At 61.5% G+C, this 15,462-nt stretch carries 13 protein-coding genes; 4 read left to right on the forward strand and 9 right to left on the reverse strand.

Annotated features, from left to right (window positions below; translation table 11 throughout):
- Positions 1-39 precede the first annotated feature (39 nt).
- On the reverse strand, positions 40-1,620 hold the full coding sequence (locus tag MVC20_RS09560) for a Hint domain-containing protein (RefSeq protein WP_297540728.1): 1,581 nt from the start codon (positions 1,618-1,620) through the stop codon (positions 40-42).
- 354 nt (positions 1,621-1,974) lie between these two features.
- Here MVC20_RS09560 and dapE point away from each other — a divergent pair, with 354 nt between their 5' ends.
- Together dapE and MVC20_RS09570 are read left to right on the forward strand one after the other, a co-directional pair.
- Positions 1,975-3,126 (forward strand): succinyl-diaminopimelate desuccinylase, encoded by a 1,152-nt coding sequence (dapE, locus tag MVC20_RS09565; RefSeq protein ID WP_297540730.1) that lies wholly within the window; start codon positions 1,975-1,977, stop codon positions 3,124-3,126.
- Positions 3,126-3,707 (forward strand): TIGR04282 family arsenosugar biosynthesis glycosyltransferase, encoded by a 582-nt coding sequence (locus MVC20_RS09570; protein ID WP_297540732.1) that lies wholly within the window; start codon positions 3,126-3,128, stop codon positions 3,705-3,707. Before dapE ends, MVC20_RS09570 begins: the two co-directional genes overlap by 1 nt.
- Positions 3,708-3,726: 19 nt before the next feature.
- Here MVC20_RS09570 and MVC20_RS09575 read toward each other — a convergent pair whose 3' ends face one another.
- Positions 3,727-4,323 (reverse strand): GcrA family cell cycle regulator, encoded by a 597-nt coding sequence (locus MVC20_RS09575; RefSeq protein ID WP_297540734.1) that lies wholly within the window; start codon positions 4,321-4,323, stop codon positions 3,727-3,729.
- 223 nt (positions 4,324-4,546) lie between these two features.
- On the opposite strand from MVC20_RS09575, the gene MVC20_RS09580 reads away from it, so the two are divergent.
- Positions 4,547-5,332: an ABC transporter permease gene (locus MVC20_RS09580; RefSeq protein WP_297541439.1), complete on the forward strand. Its 786-nt coding sequence runs from the start codon at positions 4,547-4,549 to the stop codon at positions 5,330-5,332.
- Between the two features lie 12 nt (positions 5,333-5,344).
- On the opposite strand, the gene MVC20_RS09585 is transcribed toward MVC20_RS09580, so the two are convergent.
- The 6 genes from MVC20_RS09585 to MVC20_RS09610 all read right to left on the reverse strand — a co-directional run bounded on the left by MVC20_RS09585 (position 5,345) and on the right by MVC20_RS09610 (position 12,748).
- Positions 5,345-7,036, reverse strand: coding sequence for a type I secretion protein (locus MVC20_RS09585; RefSeq protein WP_297540736.1), 1,692 nt, complete (start codon positions 7,034-7,036; stop codon positions 5,345-5,347).
- 202 nt (positions 7,037-7,238) lie between these two features.
- Complete coding sequence (locus MVC20_RS09590) at positions 7,239-7,577, reverse strand: hypothetical protein (protein WP_297540738.1); 339 nt, start codon at positions 7,575-7,577, stop codon at positions 7,239-7,241.
- Between the two features lie 372 nt (positions 7,578-7,949).
- Positions 7,950-8,321 (reverse strand): helix-hairpin-helix domain-containing protein, encoded by a 372-nt coding sequence (locus tag MVC20_RS09595; RefSeq protein WP_297540740.1) that lies wholly within the window; start codon positions 8,319-8,321, stop codon positions 7,950-7,952.
- A gap of 91 nt (positions 8,322-8,412) precedes the next feature.
- Positions 8,413-8,679: a hypothetical protein gene (locus MVC20_RS09600; protein WP_297540742.1), complete on the reverse strand. Its 267-nt coding sequence runs from the start codon at positions 8,677-8,679 to the stop codon at positions 8,413-8,415.
- Positions 8,680-8,818: 139 nt separating this feature from the next.
- Entirely contained in the window at positions 8,819-12,118 is a 3,300-nt protein-coding gene (gene carB, locus MVC20_RS09605; RefSeq protein WP_297540744.1) for a carbamoyl-phosphate synthase large subunit, read from the reverse strand.
- 108 nt (positions 12,119-12,226) lie between these two features.
- Positions 12,227-12,748, reverse strand: coding sequence for a hypothetical protein (locus MVC20_RS09610; protein WP_297540746.1), 522 nt, complete (start codon positions 12,746-12,748; stop codon positions 12,227-12,229).
- 160 nt (positions 12,749-12,908) lie between these two features.
- Here MVC20_RS09610 and MVC20_RS09615 point away from each other — a divergent pair, with 160 nt between their 5' ends.
- A complete protein-coding gene (locus tag MVC20_RS09615; RefSeq protein ID WP_297540748.1) occupies positions 12,909-14,033 on the forward strand; it encodes an aminodeoxychorismate synthase component I in 1,125 nt (374 codons plus the stop codon).
- A 6-nt stretch (positions 14,034-14,039) separates the two neighbouring features.
- On the opposite strand, the gene MVC20_RS09620 is transcribed toward MVC20_RS09615, so the two are convergent.
- Entirely contained in the window at positions 14,040-15,266 is a 1,227-nt protein-coding gene (locus MVC20_RS09620; RefSeq protein WP_297540750.1) for a cyclopropane-fatty-acyl-phospholipid synthase family protein, read from the reverse strand.
- Positions 15,267-15,462 lie beyond the last annotated feature (196 nt).

Raw genomic sequence — 15,462 nt, forward strand, 5'->3', positions numbered from 1 at the left:
CCCACCCGACTGATCGGAGAGTCCGATCCACCCCATCGGTCAGGCTGCCACGCCCTGCGCCACCAAGAGCCGCGCCTCATAACTCTTGAGTGTGCGACGTGCGGCGGGGCTATAGCCCGCGCCGGTCTCTGGGTCGATTTCCGGGAAGAGCGCGCAAATTTCCGCAACAATTTCGGATTCAAAGCTGCGGGTGGTTTGTGGCCCTGGCAAGAAGCTCTCGGTGGCCAAGCCTTCGGAAAAGACGACCTGATGGCGGTCAAACAGGATGTGGACATAGTCCACCATGCCCCCCTCGACCCGCCGCACGGATCGGTCATTGACCAGATCGCGCGCGGCAATCAGCACCTCACGCTCGCCAAAGAGCAACTCTGCCAGAGAATCGCGGATCAGCACCCGGTGCAAAGGCGAGAGCAACAGCGCACGATGCCGCCCAAAGGTATTGGCCGCGATCTGGATCGGGGCAAAATCTCCGATGGCCGCAACCCGCCGATGCCCGATCCAGCGCAGGGGTTGCGCGCCGTCATCCTGCGTCATCACCAGGTCGCCCGGGCGCAGCATATCCACGGGCACCTCTCCCTCGGGCGTTCGGATCAGCGTGCCTGCAACAAAGCAGGGCACCGAATTGACGGTGACAAAGCCCACATCGCTCTGGCCGGTGCTGCTCTGGACCTCGTAGGTGAAGTTGAACACTTCGGTGTCGCCATCACCGATCACGCCGATGGTGCCGTCTGCGTTCAGCTGGATTTGTTGACCGGAACTGAGCGTGACGATGTCGCCCGCTGACACAGCCTTGCCGTTGATATGGGTGATCGTCAGCGTGCCTGCGGTGTTGTTGACGTCATTGCCGAGCAGATCGAGGATGCGGGTGCCGTCGGGAAAGAGCGTGGTCGTGTCATCCATCGCAACCAGCGTGGTTTGCACGCTGCCGGCGGCAATCAGAACGGTCGAGTCGTAGTTGGCATCCGTCACATCCGCGATGCCGATGCGGATGGAATTCACATCGCCGGAGTTGACCGGGATGGTCAGGGTCAGGGTCAGGGTAAACCCGTCCATCTCGGTATTGAACTGGTCTTGGGTGTTGTCGATGAAAAGGTTGCCGTTGGACCCTGCGTTGAGGTTGTTCGGGTCGATGTCGCCATCGCCAACGCTGAGTGGCACGAGGTTGCCGTTGATCCAGACGCCGAAGAAATCCTGGAACGCGCCCTGGGCGAATTCCGGATATTCCTCGGAGGCGAAGACGAATTGCATCGTCATCACATCGCCGGTTGGGATGAAGTCTACATCGAGATACGCGGCGTCAAAGGTCCGCGCTCCGGCAGCGGCATTGAAGTCCGCTACGCCGTTCGGGCCGCTCGAGTTGGTGGTCGTGCTGGCGCTCTGGTTCGACTGGAAAATGTTGTTGTTGGTAAACCCGCGCAAATCGCCGGTCGAGAGCATGATACCGCTGTCGCTGGGCACGACGCCGGGGGCGATGGTGTTGCCGTTGCTGTAGATGCCCGATGAATCGCGGTCGCCTGTATAAGAGGCGTTGATCACCTGGACCCCGTCGCCAAATATCGTCTGCGCCATCTGAATCGCGGATGCGTTCAGATTGATCGGAATTTCGACGCCTGCCACCATGTTTGTGCCTGCCCCATTGAGAGGCAGCGCGCCCAAGCCAACGTGCAGTCCATGAGACCGCCCGATCCGGGATGCAAAAACGCATGGGTTTGCCTGTCACGCGTCTTGCTGCTCGAATGTCGCGGGCCGAAATGTCCTTTGCGGATCTGGCGGCCCTGACGTGGTTTGTTCACCCTGCCTCGGGTTTTTATATCCTTTCGGATAGCAAACAATTGCCGCGTTGTTAAGATTTTTTCCGCCCCGCGCCGGCGAAGGCGAAAACCTGTGGCCGGGTTGCCCGTGTCAAAGCGCGATTTGCGTTCGTACGGGATACGCGCTAGGCCATTCGCAAACCCGACTGACAGGACGTATGCCATGCCCCAAACCCCGCTCGATCCCGCTCGCCTTACGGCTGATCTCATCCGCTGCGCCTCGGTCACACCAGAGGAGGGAGGGGCCCTGCGCCTGTTGGAAGAGGTCCTGAGCGCGGCAGGGTTTGCCTGTGTCCGGGTGGATCGGGGCGGTGTCCCCAATCTCTTTGCCCGCTGGGGTGAAAAGGGGGCTGCGCGCAGTTTCGGCTTTAACGGGCATACCGATGTGGTGCCGGTGGGGGATCTGGCGGCATGGTCCGTGCCGCCCTTTGGTGGGGTCGAAAAGGACGGCATGATCTGGGGGCGCGGGGCAACGGATATGAAATCGGGGGTTGCGGCCTTTGCGGCGGCGGCGGTGGATTTCGTGCGCGACACGCCGCCCGACGGGGCGGTGATCCTCGCCATCACAGGCGACGAGGAAGGCGACGCGCTCGATGGCACGGTGGCCTTGCTCGACTGGATGCAGGCGCAGGGCGAGGTCATGACAGCCTGCCTTGTCGGAGAGCCGACCTGCCCCGAGCGCATGGGCGAGATGATCAAGATCGGGCGGCGCGGTTCGCTCTCGGCTTGGTTCACGCTGACCGGGGTGCAGGGACATTCCGCCTATCCGCATCGCGCCCGCAATCCGCTGCCTGCGATGGCGCGGCTGATGGACCGGCTCGCCTCGCACCGCCTGGACGAGGGCACGGCGCATTTCGATCCCTCGACGCTGGCGGTCGTGACCATCGACACCGGCAATCCCGCAACCAATGTGATCCCGGCGCAGACCCGAGCCACTGTCAATATCCGGTTTAACGATGCGCATCACAGCAGCGATCTGATCGGCTGGATGCAAGCCGAGTTGGACGGCGTTTGCGCGGAGTTCGGCATCACCGGCGAGATGCGCGTCAAGGTGTCGGGCGAGAGTTTTCTCACCCCGCCGGGGCCGCTCTCGGATTTGGTCGCGCGCGCGGTCGAGGCAGAGACCGGCGTGGTTCCCGCGCTCTCGACAACCGGCGGCACCTCGGATGCCCGCTTTGTCAAGGATCACTGCCCGGTGGTGGAATTCGGCCTTGTCGGGCAGACCATGCATCAGGTCGATGAGCGGGTCGAGGTGGCGCAGATTCACCAGCTCAAGGCGATTTATGCCCGTATCCTGCGGGATTATTTCGGCTGATGCGCCGCTATTTGATTGTCATGGTCAAGGAACCTCGCCCCGGCCGCGTCAAATCGCGTCTGGGGCGTGACATCGGCATGGTCGCCGCGGCGTGGTGGTTTCGGCATCAGGTGGCGCGCCTCTTGCGGGATGTGGAAGATCCCCGCTGGCAAGTGGTGCTTGCGGTGTCCCCCGATCACGCCGGGCTCAATAGCCGTGTCTGGCCCGCACATTTGCCCCGTGTGGCGCAAGGCGCGGGCGATCTGGGCGACCGGATGGGGCGGCTCTTGCGGAGCATGCCGCCCGGCCCGGTCTGCATTATCGGCGCGGATATTCCGGGTGTGACCCGTGCACATGTCGCGCGGGCCTTTTCGGCGCTTGGACGCAACGACGCGGTGTTCGGCCCGGCGATGGACGGCGGCTATTGGCTGGTTGGTCTGAAACGGGCGCGGCCTGTCGCGCCGACGCTTTTTCAGGGGGTCCGCTGGTCAACTGCGGATGCTCTCGGCGATACGATCAAAACACTGCCGGGCGCACGCATCGCGTTTGTCGACCGCTTGCGCGATGTGGATACGGCAAGCGATCTGAAACCGTCGGATTAAGGGCGTTTCGGACGCTGTTCTAGCGCTTGCGGTCTCGGCGGCTGCTCATGGGCTGGAACGCCACCCCTACATGCGCTTCGCAATAAGGCTTGCCCGATTGCACCGGCAGGCCGCAAAACCAGAAATCGGGCGTGGCGGGATCGCCCACCGGCCATTTGCAGGTGCGCTCTGTCAATTCCATAAGAGTGAGCTTCTTGGCCTTCTTCTCGATCTCGCTCACCTTGGCCAGTGCCTCGGGGTCGATTTCGTTGGCCGAGGGCTGCGGGGGCAGGGGTTGGCCTGCGGGAATGATTGCCTTGATCCGACTGATCGGGGCCACGACAGCAGGTTCGTTTGCTGGCTCCGGCTGTTCCTCTACCCTTGCCGCGGGCTTGGGCGCGGGCTTGGGGGCTTCGGCAACCTTGGCAGCGGCCGGTTTTGCCTTGGTCTCGGGCGTGTTCGGGGCAGGGGCCGCTGTCGGGCCCGTGCCATTGCGGTTGGACAGGCCAAGGCGATGCACCTTGCCGATCACCGCATTGCGGGTGACGCCGCCCAATTCCTTGGCGATCTGGCTTGCAGACTGACCCTCTCCCCACATCTTCTTGAGCATTTCAACGCGTTCGTCGTTCCAGGACATCGGGGCTTCCTTCGGTCAAAAGGCGGACCGGGCCCCGGGCCCGCCGCCTTGCAAATCTGATCAAGCCCCTATTCTAGTCACTGGCGTGTGAGTTACAAGGCATCGAATCGTGGGCAGGTGGCACATAGTGGTGGAAACACGCGCAAAAGAGCCGGACCACCGAGGCAAGGAGCAGCAAATGACAGAGCACACGCGAGAGGATGGATCGCCCGTCATGGCGGCAATGGGCGCGCGGCGGTTCGGGCGCGTCAACTGGCTTGGGTTGGCCACGCTGGCAGAGCGTGAAACACGCCGTTTCATGGCGGTTTGGACCCAGACCATCCTTGCGCCGCTGGTCACGGCAGGTCTTTTTCTGCTGATCTTCACCATCGCTATCGGTCCGGCTCGTGGCGATGTCATGGGCGTTGCCTTTACCACCTTCATCGCGCCCGGCATTCTGATGATGACGGTCATTCAGAATGCCTTTGCCAACACCTCTTCGTCCATTGTCATCTCAAAGGTGCAGGGCAATATCGTGGACACCCTGATGCCGCCGCTCTCGGCGGGCGAGCTGGTATTGGGCTATCTGGCGGGGGGTGTGGGACGTGGTCTGCTGGTGGCTGTCGCGATCTGGCTTGGCCTATGGGTCTTTCTCGGGATCGGGCTTGCGCATCCACTGTGGGCGCTTTGCTTTGTGCTGCTCGGGGCCGGGTTTCTGAGCGGGATCGGCATCGTCGCGGGGATCTTTGCCAACAAGTTCGATCAGATGGCGGCGATCACCAATTTCATCGTGACCCCTCTCGCCTTCTTGTCGGGCACTTTCTACTCGGTCGAGGCGCTGCCGCCCGTGCTCTACACGGTCACGCATTTCAATCCGATTTTCTATTTCATCGACGGTGCCCGCTATGGGGTGATCGGGGTGTCTGACAGCGACCCTCTGCTCGGATTGACCGTAGGCGCGGCGGCGACGCTGTCGGTTTGCCTTATTGCGTGGCGCATGTTGGCGACGGGGTATCGGCTCAAGGCGTAGGGGCAGGCCCGTCTATCCCGCAAAGAACAAGAGCGGGAGCACGCCGAGCAGAGTGGACATCAATCCGCTGTCATCCCTGTCCTCATCGTCAGCGCTCTGATCCGGTGCGCTGTCCTGGTCTTGTGGCGGCTCTTCGGGGGGGAGCGTGGGCAGGACTGGATCATCGTCCGGCTGATCGTTTTCCGCAATCTCCAGAACCGCGTCGGTATAGACGGGATTGGTCATCTCGATCATCAGGATTTCCCGAGGGGCGAGATCCGCGATCAGAATGCCATCGTCCAAGAGTGTATCGGCATCTTCTTGGGTGATCCGAGGCTCCGCCGATGTGAACGTGGGGTTTTCCCCCTCGGCCACCCCGAGTCTCGTGATCGTGACCTGGCCCGGGTTGGCCACCAGATTGTTGAAATCGACAATCTGTTCCTCGGTCCCGTCAGAGGTTGAGGCGATAAAGGTCACGAGGCGGTCTTGGGCATAGAAGCTGTGTACATCTGCGGTGGTGCCTTGCACTTCGGTCTCGCGGCCTTCGCTCCCTGCGAGCGCCAGAGGCCGAGTGCCGGGCAGAACATCGTTCATAAGCCGGAACATTTCCCCCGCAATGCGCATCTCGGCGTCACCCTCGACTTCGGCCAGGGCGGTCCGACTGTTGAGTTGTAGCGCCCAGACATGCGCGGCATCGACCCCGCCCCAGTGAAACGCCTCAACGATGTTGAGCATTTCATGGGCCTGCTTCAGGCCGAATTCCTCTTCGCGTGTTTCTCCGACCGTTCGCTTGAGGTTCCACTCCGTCGCATAGATTTTCAGCTCTGGCATTTGATCGAGCCAGGTATCATCGATCTGGGACAATTCAAATGTCCGGCTGCCGGGCACATCTTCGCCACGTGAATAGATATGCGCGACAACGCCATCCACTGCCGCGCGCTCGGCCTCGGTGTCGAACTGGTCGACGAGGATGGCGTTATTCACCTTGGACCATGCGACCTCGCCTGAAGAATAGATGTAATCCGCCTCGGACAGGGACAGGCCGAACATCTCGTTCACGGAAGCGAGTTGTTCCGTGCCCGTGCCCTCAAACAGGTCGGACAAATTCGACTGCCCGTTGTTCGTGCCCATTTGCACGAGAATATCGGTGTCCGCAAACTGAGGGCTTTCGGGATGCCGGGACATTTCGTCGTCGATGATCAGCGCCATCTCAGAGGCCAGCCGACCATACTCGAGCGTGGTCATTTCGCCGCTGCCCCAATATTCATTGCCGATTTCAAAGGCCTGAATCGTTGGGGCCGGGCCGAAATTGCCATTCGCAATATCCGCGATGAAGTTGCGGACCGCGGTTTCGTCCACAGCGGCAAAACGATGACCATGCGCATCGGTGTCATCGGCCAGAAAGTCACGGGTCGGCAGGACGATGGTCAGAGCGATGCCAGCCTCGGACGCATAGCGGAACATTTCGGTGACAGAGGTCTGGACCGGGTCTTCGTCATCCTCGCGCGGCGGGTCAGACAGGCGATCCGCCTCGTAGATGCAGGCGCATTCCTCGGTCAGTGCGCCGCCGGGGTAGCGCAGGTGGGCAATCCCGAGCGTGGCTGCGGTGTCCGGAAATGTGCCATCCTCCCCGACGACATCGCGGGTCGCAAGCAGGTTTCCACCGAAATGCGCGGCAGTAAAGGAGGGTCCCTCGACGCTCTCGATCGACAGAGTGAATGGCATCCCAAGGCTCCGATCTGCCCGGAGTGATCCGGCACAGGTGTGCTTCGTCCGAAGATACTATTTAAGGAATACTATATTCGCAATAAAACAACCATAACGGTATTATTGTTGCAAAGCAAGACTTAAGCGGCCCTTTGGTGAGGGGGATGATCAACGTTTGGGGCTGTATTTCGGGTGGTGTCGTATCCCTGACCGGCAGAGGCTAGCGACAGACCTGCTCGGCGCGTTGCGCATATGCGCTGTAGGCATCCCAGAAGCGCTCGTCGCCGGGGCGCTTGGATTGCCGGATATCCTGCGCGGCCTGCGGATCGCGGTAAAAGCGCACCGCGCGGCGCTGTTGCGCACTGCTCAGCGTGTCATTTGCAACGGCTTGAATACAGCCGCAGAGGGCACGAGAGCGGGCCTTGCGGTCGGATTGCATGCACGCGCTGTTGATGGGGCCACTGGCCATCGGGACCGCACCGCTGCTCCCGCGATAGCCATCACCCCCGCCGCACCCCACCAAGGCCAGCACCGCCCCCAACATCACCCATTGCTTCATGACCCGTGCCTCTTGCTCGTTTGCCCCGCCCTGTTTTGGGCCTTTGTTGTTGAACTGTTTGCCTCAATTGCCGAGATTCTTCAATTCGCAACAGGGGGACGCACAGCGATTGTCGTCCGCAGTTGTCGCGGTCGTATTGACCGGGATGACGAGACGGAACGCCCGTGAGCTAGGCCAAACGTGCCCGGAGGTGTCCGGCTGTGTGTGGCTATGACCTGAGCCAAACCAGACAATACCGATGGCGTTCGGGCATGTCGCCACCGCCGCTTTCGGCTCTCCGTGGCAGGCCGGACGCAAGCGTGAAAGTGCCGGCGCGGTGAGGCTCAGGTCGGGCGAACGTGGAAATCCGCCGTTTGTGCCGCAAGGTTGGTGTTACTTCTTTTTCTTGCCTTTCTTGGGCTTCTTGTCCGCGCCGGATTTATCCGACTTCTTGTCTTTCTTTTTCTTTTTGCTCTTCTTGCCCTTCTTGCTGCCCTCTTTCTTGGACTTCGACGTGTCCTTGGAGGGTTTGTTCTCTTTCGCCTCTTTGGGGTTCACAGGGGGCGCCTCGGGCATCTCTGGGCTAACCAGCACCATCTTGGCCACGGCGATGAACCGTTCGGCGCGCGCCTCGGAAATGCCGCGCACCTTGGTCAGGGTCGCCACATCGGCGCTGCTGAGCTCTTGGGTGGTTGTGATGCCGATATCGGCGAGGCCAAGGGCAATGGCGGGGCCGACGCCGGGAATGTCGTTGATATCTGACATGGTCTTTTTCCTGTGGGGTTGTGAGTTGCTGTTAAATGATATGCGTAATGTCGGGCATCGGGACATGGAGCGTTTCTGTATCAGGGGAGGATCACTTTCGCTTCTTGCCACGCTTGGACTTGCGCTTTTGAGGTTGGGGATCCGTGCTTTCGCCGATGAGGCCCTCTGTTTCTGATGTTGCAGGCTCTCGCGGCGCATGTGCCGCGACAAAGCTACGGATGAAGGCGCGGATTTCGCGGGCCGCACTTGTATCCAAAGCCTCGCAGAGCGCAACGAAATCGTCCCGATCCTTGCCGTTGATACGCAGGATCAACTGGCTATCCTTGCGCTCTTTCTGTTTGCGCGATCCGTCTGCCATGGGCCGTGTTCCTTCACCGAACTCGGGTTATCATTTTGCCTATGCAATGTATATACATTTTATGGTTGTTCCTGGCTGAGAAACGAAAACGGCGCACCCATGGTGCGCCGTTCTTAATCTACTGAACTGAATTTACCGGTCAGGCCGTGCCGCCCTGCAGCGGCATAACGGTCAATTCCCCTTCTTGCCGAGCCTTGATCGCAAGAGCCGCGGCGTACGATCCGGCCATGGTCGTGTAGTAGGGGATCTTGTCATAGAGCGCGACCGAGCGGATTTCGCGGCTATCCTCAACCGCCTGGGTGCCTTCGGTCGTGTTCATTACAAGCGCGATTTGCCCGTCCTTGAGCATGTCCACGATATTTGGGCGCCCCTCATAGACCTTGTTCACGATCTCGCAGGTGATGCCTGCCTCGGATAGGAACGCCGCCGTGCCGCGCGTCGCGATGATCTCGAAACCGAGATCGACCAGCACTTGTGCCGCCTCGATCATCTGCGGTTGCTTGTCCATATCCTTGATCGAGATGAACACGCGCCCGCCCTGGGGCAGGTCCACGCCCGCGCCCATCTGCGCCTTGAGGAAGGCACGCGGGAAGGACACATCCCAGCCCATCACCTCGCCCGTCGAGCGCATTTCCGGCCCAAGGATGGTATCCACGCCGGGGAAGCGGGCAAAGGGCAGCACGGCCTCCTTGACCGAGAACCAGGGCATATTGGGATCGGCCAACGTCATCTGATCAGCCATTGGCAGGGTGCCGGGCTTGGTTTCCTTGGGGTAGGGACCACGGAAGGGGAAGGCGTCGAGCGTCTCGCCGGCCATCAGGCGCGCGGCAATCGACGCAATGGCGCTATCGGTCGCCTTGGCCACAAAGGGCACGGTGCGGCTGGCGCGGGGGTTGACCTCGATCAGGTAGATGTCGTCGCCCTTGACCGCGAACTGCACGTTCATGAGACCCACGACATTGAGCGCGAGCGCGAGGGCCTCGGTCTGTTTCTTGATCTCGGCAATGGTCGCATCGCTCAGCGAATAAGGCGGCAACGAGCAGGCGGAGTCGCCCGAATGCACACCCGCTTCTTCGATATGCTGCATGATGCCGGCCACATGGACACGGGTGCCATCGCAGAGCGCGTCAACATCGCATTCGATGGCGCCAGAGAGGTAGCTATCGAGCAGCACCGGGCTATCGCCCGAGACCACGACCGCTTCGGCGATGTAGCGTTCCAGATGCGCCATGTCGCGCACGATCTCCATCGCGCGCCCGCCCAGCACATAGGAGGGGCGGATGACCAGCGGAAAGCCGATGTCCTCGGCAATGGCAAGCGCCTGCGCGTCCGTGCTCGCAATGCCATTGTGCGGTTGCTTCAATCCGAGTTTGTTCACAAGTGCCTGAAACCGCTCGCGGTCTTCGGCAAGATCAATGGCATCGGGCGTGGTGCCCAGGATCGGAATCCCCTCGGCTTCGAGCGCCCGCGCGAGTTTGAGCGGCGTTTGTCCGCCAAACTGCACGATGACCCCATGCAGCGTGCCGTTTTCCTGCTCTTTGGTCAGGATCTCCATCACATGCTCAAAGGTCAGCGGTTCGAAATAGAGGCGGTCCGAGGTGTCGTAATCCGTCGAGACCGTCTCGGGGTTGCAGTTGATCATGATCGTTTCATAGCCTGTCTTGGACAGGGCAAAGCAGGCATGACAGCAGCAATAGTCGAACTCGATCCCCTGACCGATACGGTTGGGGCCGCCGCCCAGAATGACGACCTTCTTGGCGTTCGACGGACGCGCTTCGCATTCGACCTCGCCCATCATGGGGGCCTCGTAGGTGGAATACATATAGGGTGTCTGCGCCTCGAACTCTGCGGCGCAGGTGTCGATCCGCTTGAACACGGCGCGCACGCCCAGATTGATACGTGCGCGGCGCACCTGACCTTCGTCGCGCCCCGTCAGTTTGGCCAGACGCGCATCGGTAAAGCCAAGCATCTTGAGCTGCCGCAGGCCATTTTCGGTCAGGGGCAGGCCGTCGCGGCGAATGCGCTCTTCGGCCTCGACAATCTCTCGAATACGGGCAAGGAACCACGGGTCAAAGGCGGTCGCCGCGTTGATTTCGTCGTCGCTGAGGCCATGGCGCATCGCCTGCGCGATGGTGCGCATCCGATCGGGCGTGGCGACGGAAAGCGCGCGGATGATTGCGGCCTTGTCAGGGGCCCCCTCGATGTCGACCTCGTCAAACCCGGTGAGGCCCGTTTCCATCGACGCCAACGCCTTTTGCAGGCTCTCGTGGATCGTGCGGCCGATTGCCATCGCCTCACCCACCGATTTCATCGCGGTGGTCAGGTTGGGCTTGGAGCCAGGGAATTTTTCAAAGGCAAAGCGTGGAATCTTGGTGACGACATAGTCGATGGTCGGCTCGAAAGAGGCCGGTGTCACCTTGGTGATGTCATTGTCCAGCTCGTCGAGCGTATAGCCGACCGCCAGTTTGGCCGCGATCTTTGCAATCGGAAAACCCGTGGCCTTGGAGGCAAGCGCAGAAGAGCGCGACACGCGCGGATTCATCTCGATCACCACCATGCGCCCGTCTTCGGGGTTGATGGCCCATTGCACGTTGGAACCGCCGGTTTCCACCCCGATCTCGCGCAGAACGGCAATGCTGCCGTTGCGCATGATCTGGTATTCCTTGTCTGTGAGCGTAAGCGCCGGGGCCACGGTGATCGAATCGCCCGTATGCACGCCCATCGGATCGACGTTTTCGATGGAGCAGACGATGATCGCGTTGTCGGCCTTGTCGCGGACGACCTCCATCTCGTATTCTTTCCAGCCCAAGAGGCTCTCGTCGATCAGGATCTGGCTGACGGGCGAGGCATCGAGGCCGGTTTTGCAGTAGTGGATATAATCGTCGCGATTGTAGGCCACGCCGCCGCCGGTGCCGCCAAGGGTAAAGGCCGGGCGGATGATCGCGGGAAGGCCCACATAATCAATCGCCGCCATGCATTCATCCATGTTGTTGGCGATGGTCGCTTTGGGATTCTCGATCCCGAGACGGTCCATCGCCTCGCGGAAAAGCTTGCGGTCTTCGGCCATTTCAATGGCTTGCCGGTTGGCCCCGATCAGTTCCACGCCGAATTTTTCCAGCACGCCCATGTCCGCCACGGCAAGGGCCGTGTTCAGGCCGGTTTGCCCGCCCATCGTGGGCAAGAGCGCGTCGGGGCGTTCCTTTTCGATGATGCGCGCCACGACTTCGGGGGTGATCGGCTCGATATAGGTGGCATCGGCCAATTCCGGATCGGTCATGATCGTCGCGGGGTTGGAGTTGACGAGAATGACCCGATACCCTTCTTCGCGCAGCGCCTTGCAGGCCTGAGCACCGGAATAGTCGAATTCGCAGGCCTGTCCGATGATGATTGGCCCCGCTCCGATGATCATGATGGATGAAATATCGGTTCTTTTCGGCATATCGGTCCCCGGGCAGCTGGAAGGGCAGGAGGGGATGGCCCACCTGCGCAAATTGGTGGGGTTATAGCCATCACAGGCCGGGGTGCAAGGGGCAAACCCGTGCCGCGCTCAGGAGGTTTCGGGCAACGGTGCCGCATCCTCCAGAATGACGCGGTCAAGCGCGCCCATGCCGCGGTTGTCACGCTGCGGATAGAGGATCAGCCGGTCGATCACTTGCCCTTGCAGCGCTTCGGCTGGATGGGTCGTGAAGGTGTCATATGTCCCGCGCGCGACAAACCGGTCCCGTGCAACCAGCACCGACCCCAGATACCCCTCGACCACCACCTGTGGCGCGCCTGTTTCTGTCTGCCAATCCAGCGATACGAAGGTAAACGGCGCATCACGCAGAATTGCCACTGCGCCGCGCGTGTTCATCGCGCTTTCGATCTCGTTCGGGCCATCGCTGCCATTGCCGGATTTCCTGGCCGAGGAAATCATCATGTCGCGGGTGACGACGCGGTAGCCATCCTCGGGCATTTCGATGGGAGCGGGTCCTTCTTGCGGTCCCTCGAAGCCGATTGAGACCTGCCCTGCCTCCGCGACCGAGGCCATGAGCCAGAGGCAGGCAACGCCACCGATCCACCGCTCCATGCGTGCCACCTCCTCAGAAACACATGCGGGCAGCGTTTCGCGGCGGTGAGGGGCTGTCAAGGGGGCGTGTGACCGCAAAACTGGCCCGAACCGACGCATTTAAGGGTGTGCTTTGTGGATCATGGGCCTAAATACAGTCCACTTGCCAAGAGGATACGACGTGCAGATTCGGTTCGATCATGGTCCCAACGACGACGCCTGCCAGTTCGCGCAGGCCGAGCGCCTGATCGTGGCTCATACACCCGAAGAGGTGCCCGGTGCACTTGCGGCGCTTGATGCGGCGCGGGCAGAGGGCTATTGGCTGGCGGGTTTTGCCAGCTATGAACTGGGTCACGCGCTGGAGACGCGGTTGGCGTCCTGCATGCCCGCGCGTCGTCGTTTGCCGCTCTTGCAATTTGGAACCTTTGCCGCGCCCGGTCCAGCCGCGCCGCTCAAGGCGGGTCCGGCCACGCTTGGCGATCTTGTGCCGGACTGGGATCAGGCGCGTTATGCCCGGGCCTTTGAGGCGGTGCATGACTATATCTGTGCGGGCGACATCTATCAGGCCAACCTCACCTTTCCGCTGCGTATGACGGCCCAAGGTACGCCGCAGGCGCTCTATGCGGCCCTCTGCGCCATCCAGCCGGTGCGGTATGGCGCGTTGATCGAGGCGGCGGGCCTGCCTGCGATCCTGTCGCGCTCGCCCGAGCTGTTCTTTCGCACCCACGCGGACGGGCGGATCGAAACCCGGCCCATGAAAGGCACGCAGCCGCGTAGCGCGGATGCGGCAGAGGATGCGCGCCGCCGCTTCTTTCTGCAATCGGATGCCAAGAACCGCGCCGAAAACCTGATGATCGTGGATCTTTTGCGCAATGACATCAGCCGTGTAAGTGTGCCGGGGTCGGTGCGCGTGCCTGAGCTCTTCTCGGTCGAGACCTACGAGACCCTGCATCAGATGACCTCGCTCATTACCGCCGATCTGATGCCCGGCATGGGCCTGTCGGATATCCTGCGCGCGCTCTTTCCCTGTGGCTCGATCACCGGGGCACCCAAGCTTCGGGCGATGCAGATTTTGGCCGAGCTGGAACAGCACGCCCGCGACATCTATTGCGGGGCCATCGGTTGGGCTGCGCCGGATGGGCGGGCCGAGTTCAACGTGGCCATCCGCACGATCATGGTCGAGGACGGGCGCGCCACCCTCAACGTGGGCGGCGGCGTGGTCTATGACAGCACCGCGGCGGGCGAATACGAAGAGGCGCTGTGGAAGGCGCGGTTTGCCCGCGCGCTTGCCCCCGTTCCAGCCTGATCCGCCCTATTCGGCGGCGTGGCGCAGTCCGGCATCGCCGTCGCAATAGAGGTAATCGCGCGTCAGGGGCACGGCATCCTGTTTTGGGGTCAACTGAAACTGGAACACCACCTGATTGTTGAGCCGAAAGGTCAGTTCACTCGCGATCAGGTAATAGCGCCACATGCGGCAAAAGCGGTCATCATAGAGAGCGCGCGCGCTCTCTATGTTGGCCTCGAATCGCTCGCGCCAGATGCGCAGGGTCTCTGCGTAATGCAGGCGCCACACCTCGACATCCGTTGTGACCAGTTTGTGCCGCTCCACCGCTGCCATCGTCTCGGACATCGCAGGGCAATAACCGCCCGGAAAAATATACTTGGTGATCCAGGGGCTTGTCGCGCCCGGCGGCCCCGCGCGCCCGATGGTGTGAATAAGTGCGATGCCATCCGGAGCCAGCAGCCGCTCGACCGTGGCGAAATACGCATCATAGTGCGGCACGCCGACATGCTCGAACATGCCCACCGATACGATGCGGTCAAACTGCCCCTTCACATCGCGGTAATCCATCAGGTGAAACCGCGCCTTGTCCGCCAGCCCTGCCTTTTGTGCGCGCTGATTGGCAATCGCATGTTGCTCTTGCGAGAGGGTGACACCCGTCACCTGCGCGCCGAAATCCCGCGCCAGCGTCAGACCCATGCCGCCCCAACCACAGCCGATGTCGAGCACGCGCATACCCGGCTCGATCAACAGCTTGGCCGCGATATGCGCCTTCTTGGCGGCTTGTGCCTCTTCCAGCGTCATGTCGGGACGGGCGAAATAGGCGCAGGAATACTGCCGGTCGGCATCAAGGAAGAGATCGTAAAGCTCGCCCGAGAGATCATAATGATGCGCCACATTGGCGCGTGAGCGCGCCGCCGGGTTGAACTGATCCAGACGCCGCTTGAACCAGCGCAGCGCCTCAAGCGGGCGGCGAAACCACGGCTGCCCTTGCGCGCCGATGTTGCGAATGGCGAGGCTGAGAAAGCCGTATAGATCATCGCCCTCGATGGTCAGCGAGCCGTCCATATAGCCTTCACCCGCCGCCAGGTCAGGTGAGAGCACGATGCGGCGGGGCAGGGTCGGGTCGTGCAGCGTGACAGCCACGCCGTCGCCCCCCGCCCCATAGGTCCGCGTGGTCCCATCGGGATAGGTCACGCGCAAAGATCCGCTTTTGAAAAAATGGGTCAGCAACCCATCGAGAGCCTTGGTCCACATGTCACACCCCATGTCCGCGCGCCCAAACGGCGCATTTCAACGGTGTACCAAACCGGTCCTACTTCCCGCGTTCCCGGGTCTGCCTGCTCGTGTGGCAGGTATTTTTGCGCAGATTGCCCTTTGTGTAAACGGTTTTGCGGTGTGCATCGCCCCACGCCCTTGACTTTGCCGGCCCACCAAGGTGTATCGGCCCGAA

The sequence above is a fragment of the Roseovarius sp. genome, assembly GCF_027019125.1.
Taxonomy (GTDB): Bacteria; Pseudomonadota; Alphaproteobacteria; order Rhodobacterales; family Rhodobacteraceae; genus Roseovarius.

Coding starts and splice junctions, on each gene's coding strand:
- carB (WP_297540744.1), bottom strand. CDS start 12,118: ATGCCGAAAAGAACCGATATTTCATCCATCATGATCATCGGAGCGGGG.
- MVC20_RS09575 (WP_297540734.1), bottom strand. CDS start 4,323: ATGTCCTGGAACGACGAACGCGTTGAAATGCTCAAGAAGATGTGGGGA.
- MVC20_RS09600 (WP_297540742.1), bottom strand. CDS start 8,679: ATGGCAGACGGATCGCGCAAACAGAAAGAGCGCAAGGATAGCCAGTTG.
- MVC20_RS09585 (WP_297540736.1), bottom strand. CDS start 7,036: ATGCCATTCACTCTGTCGATCGAGAGCGTCGAGGGACCCTCCTTTACT.
- MVC20_RS09590 (WP_297540738.1), bottom strand. CDS start 7,577: ATGAAGCAATGGGTGATGTTGGGGGCGGTGCTGGCCTTGGTGGGGTGC.
- MVC20_RS09570 (WP_297540732.1), top strand. CDS start 3,126: ATGCGCCGCTATTTGATTGTCATGGTCAAGGAACCTCGCCCCGGCCGC.
- MVC20_RS09620 (WP_297540750.1), bottom strand. CDS start 15,266: ATGTGGACCAAGGCTCTCGATGGGTTGCTGACCCATTTTTTCAAAAGC.
- MVC20_RS09580 (WP_297541439.1), top strand. CDS start 4,547: ATGGGCGCGCGGCGGTTCGGGCGCGTCAACTGGCTTGGGTTGGCCACG.
- MVC20_RS09560 (WP_297540728.1), bottom strand. CDS start 1,620: ATGGTGGCAGGCGTCGAAATTCCGATCAATCTGAACGCATCCGCGATT.
- MVC20_RS09610 (WP_297540746.1), bottom strand. CDS start 12,748: ATGGAGCGGTGGATCGGTGGCGTTGCCTGCCTCTGGCTCATGGCCTCG.
- dapE (WP_297540730.1), top strand. CDS start 1,975: ATGCCCCAAACCCCGCTCGATCCCGCTCGCCTTACGGCTGATCTCATC.
- MVC20_RS09595 (WP_297540740.1), bottom strand. CDS start 8,321: ATGTCAGATATCAACGACATTCCCGGCGTCGGCCCCGCCATTGCCCTT.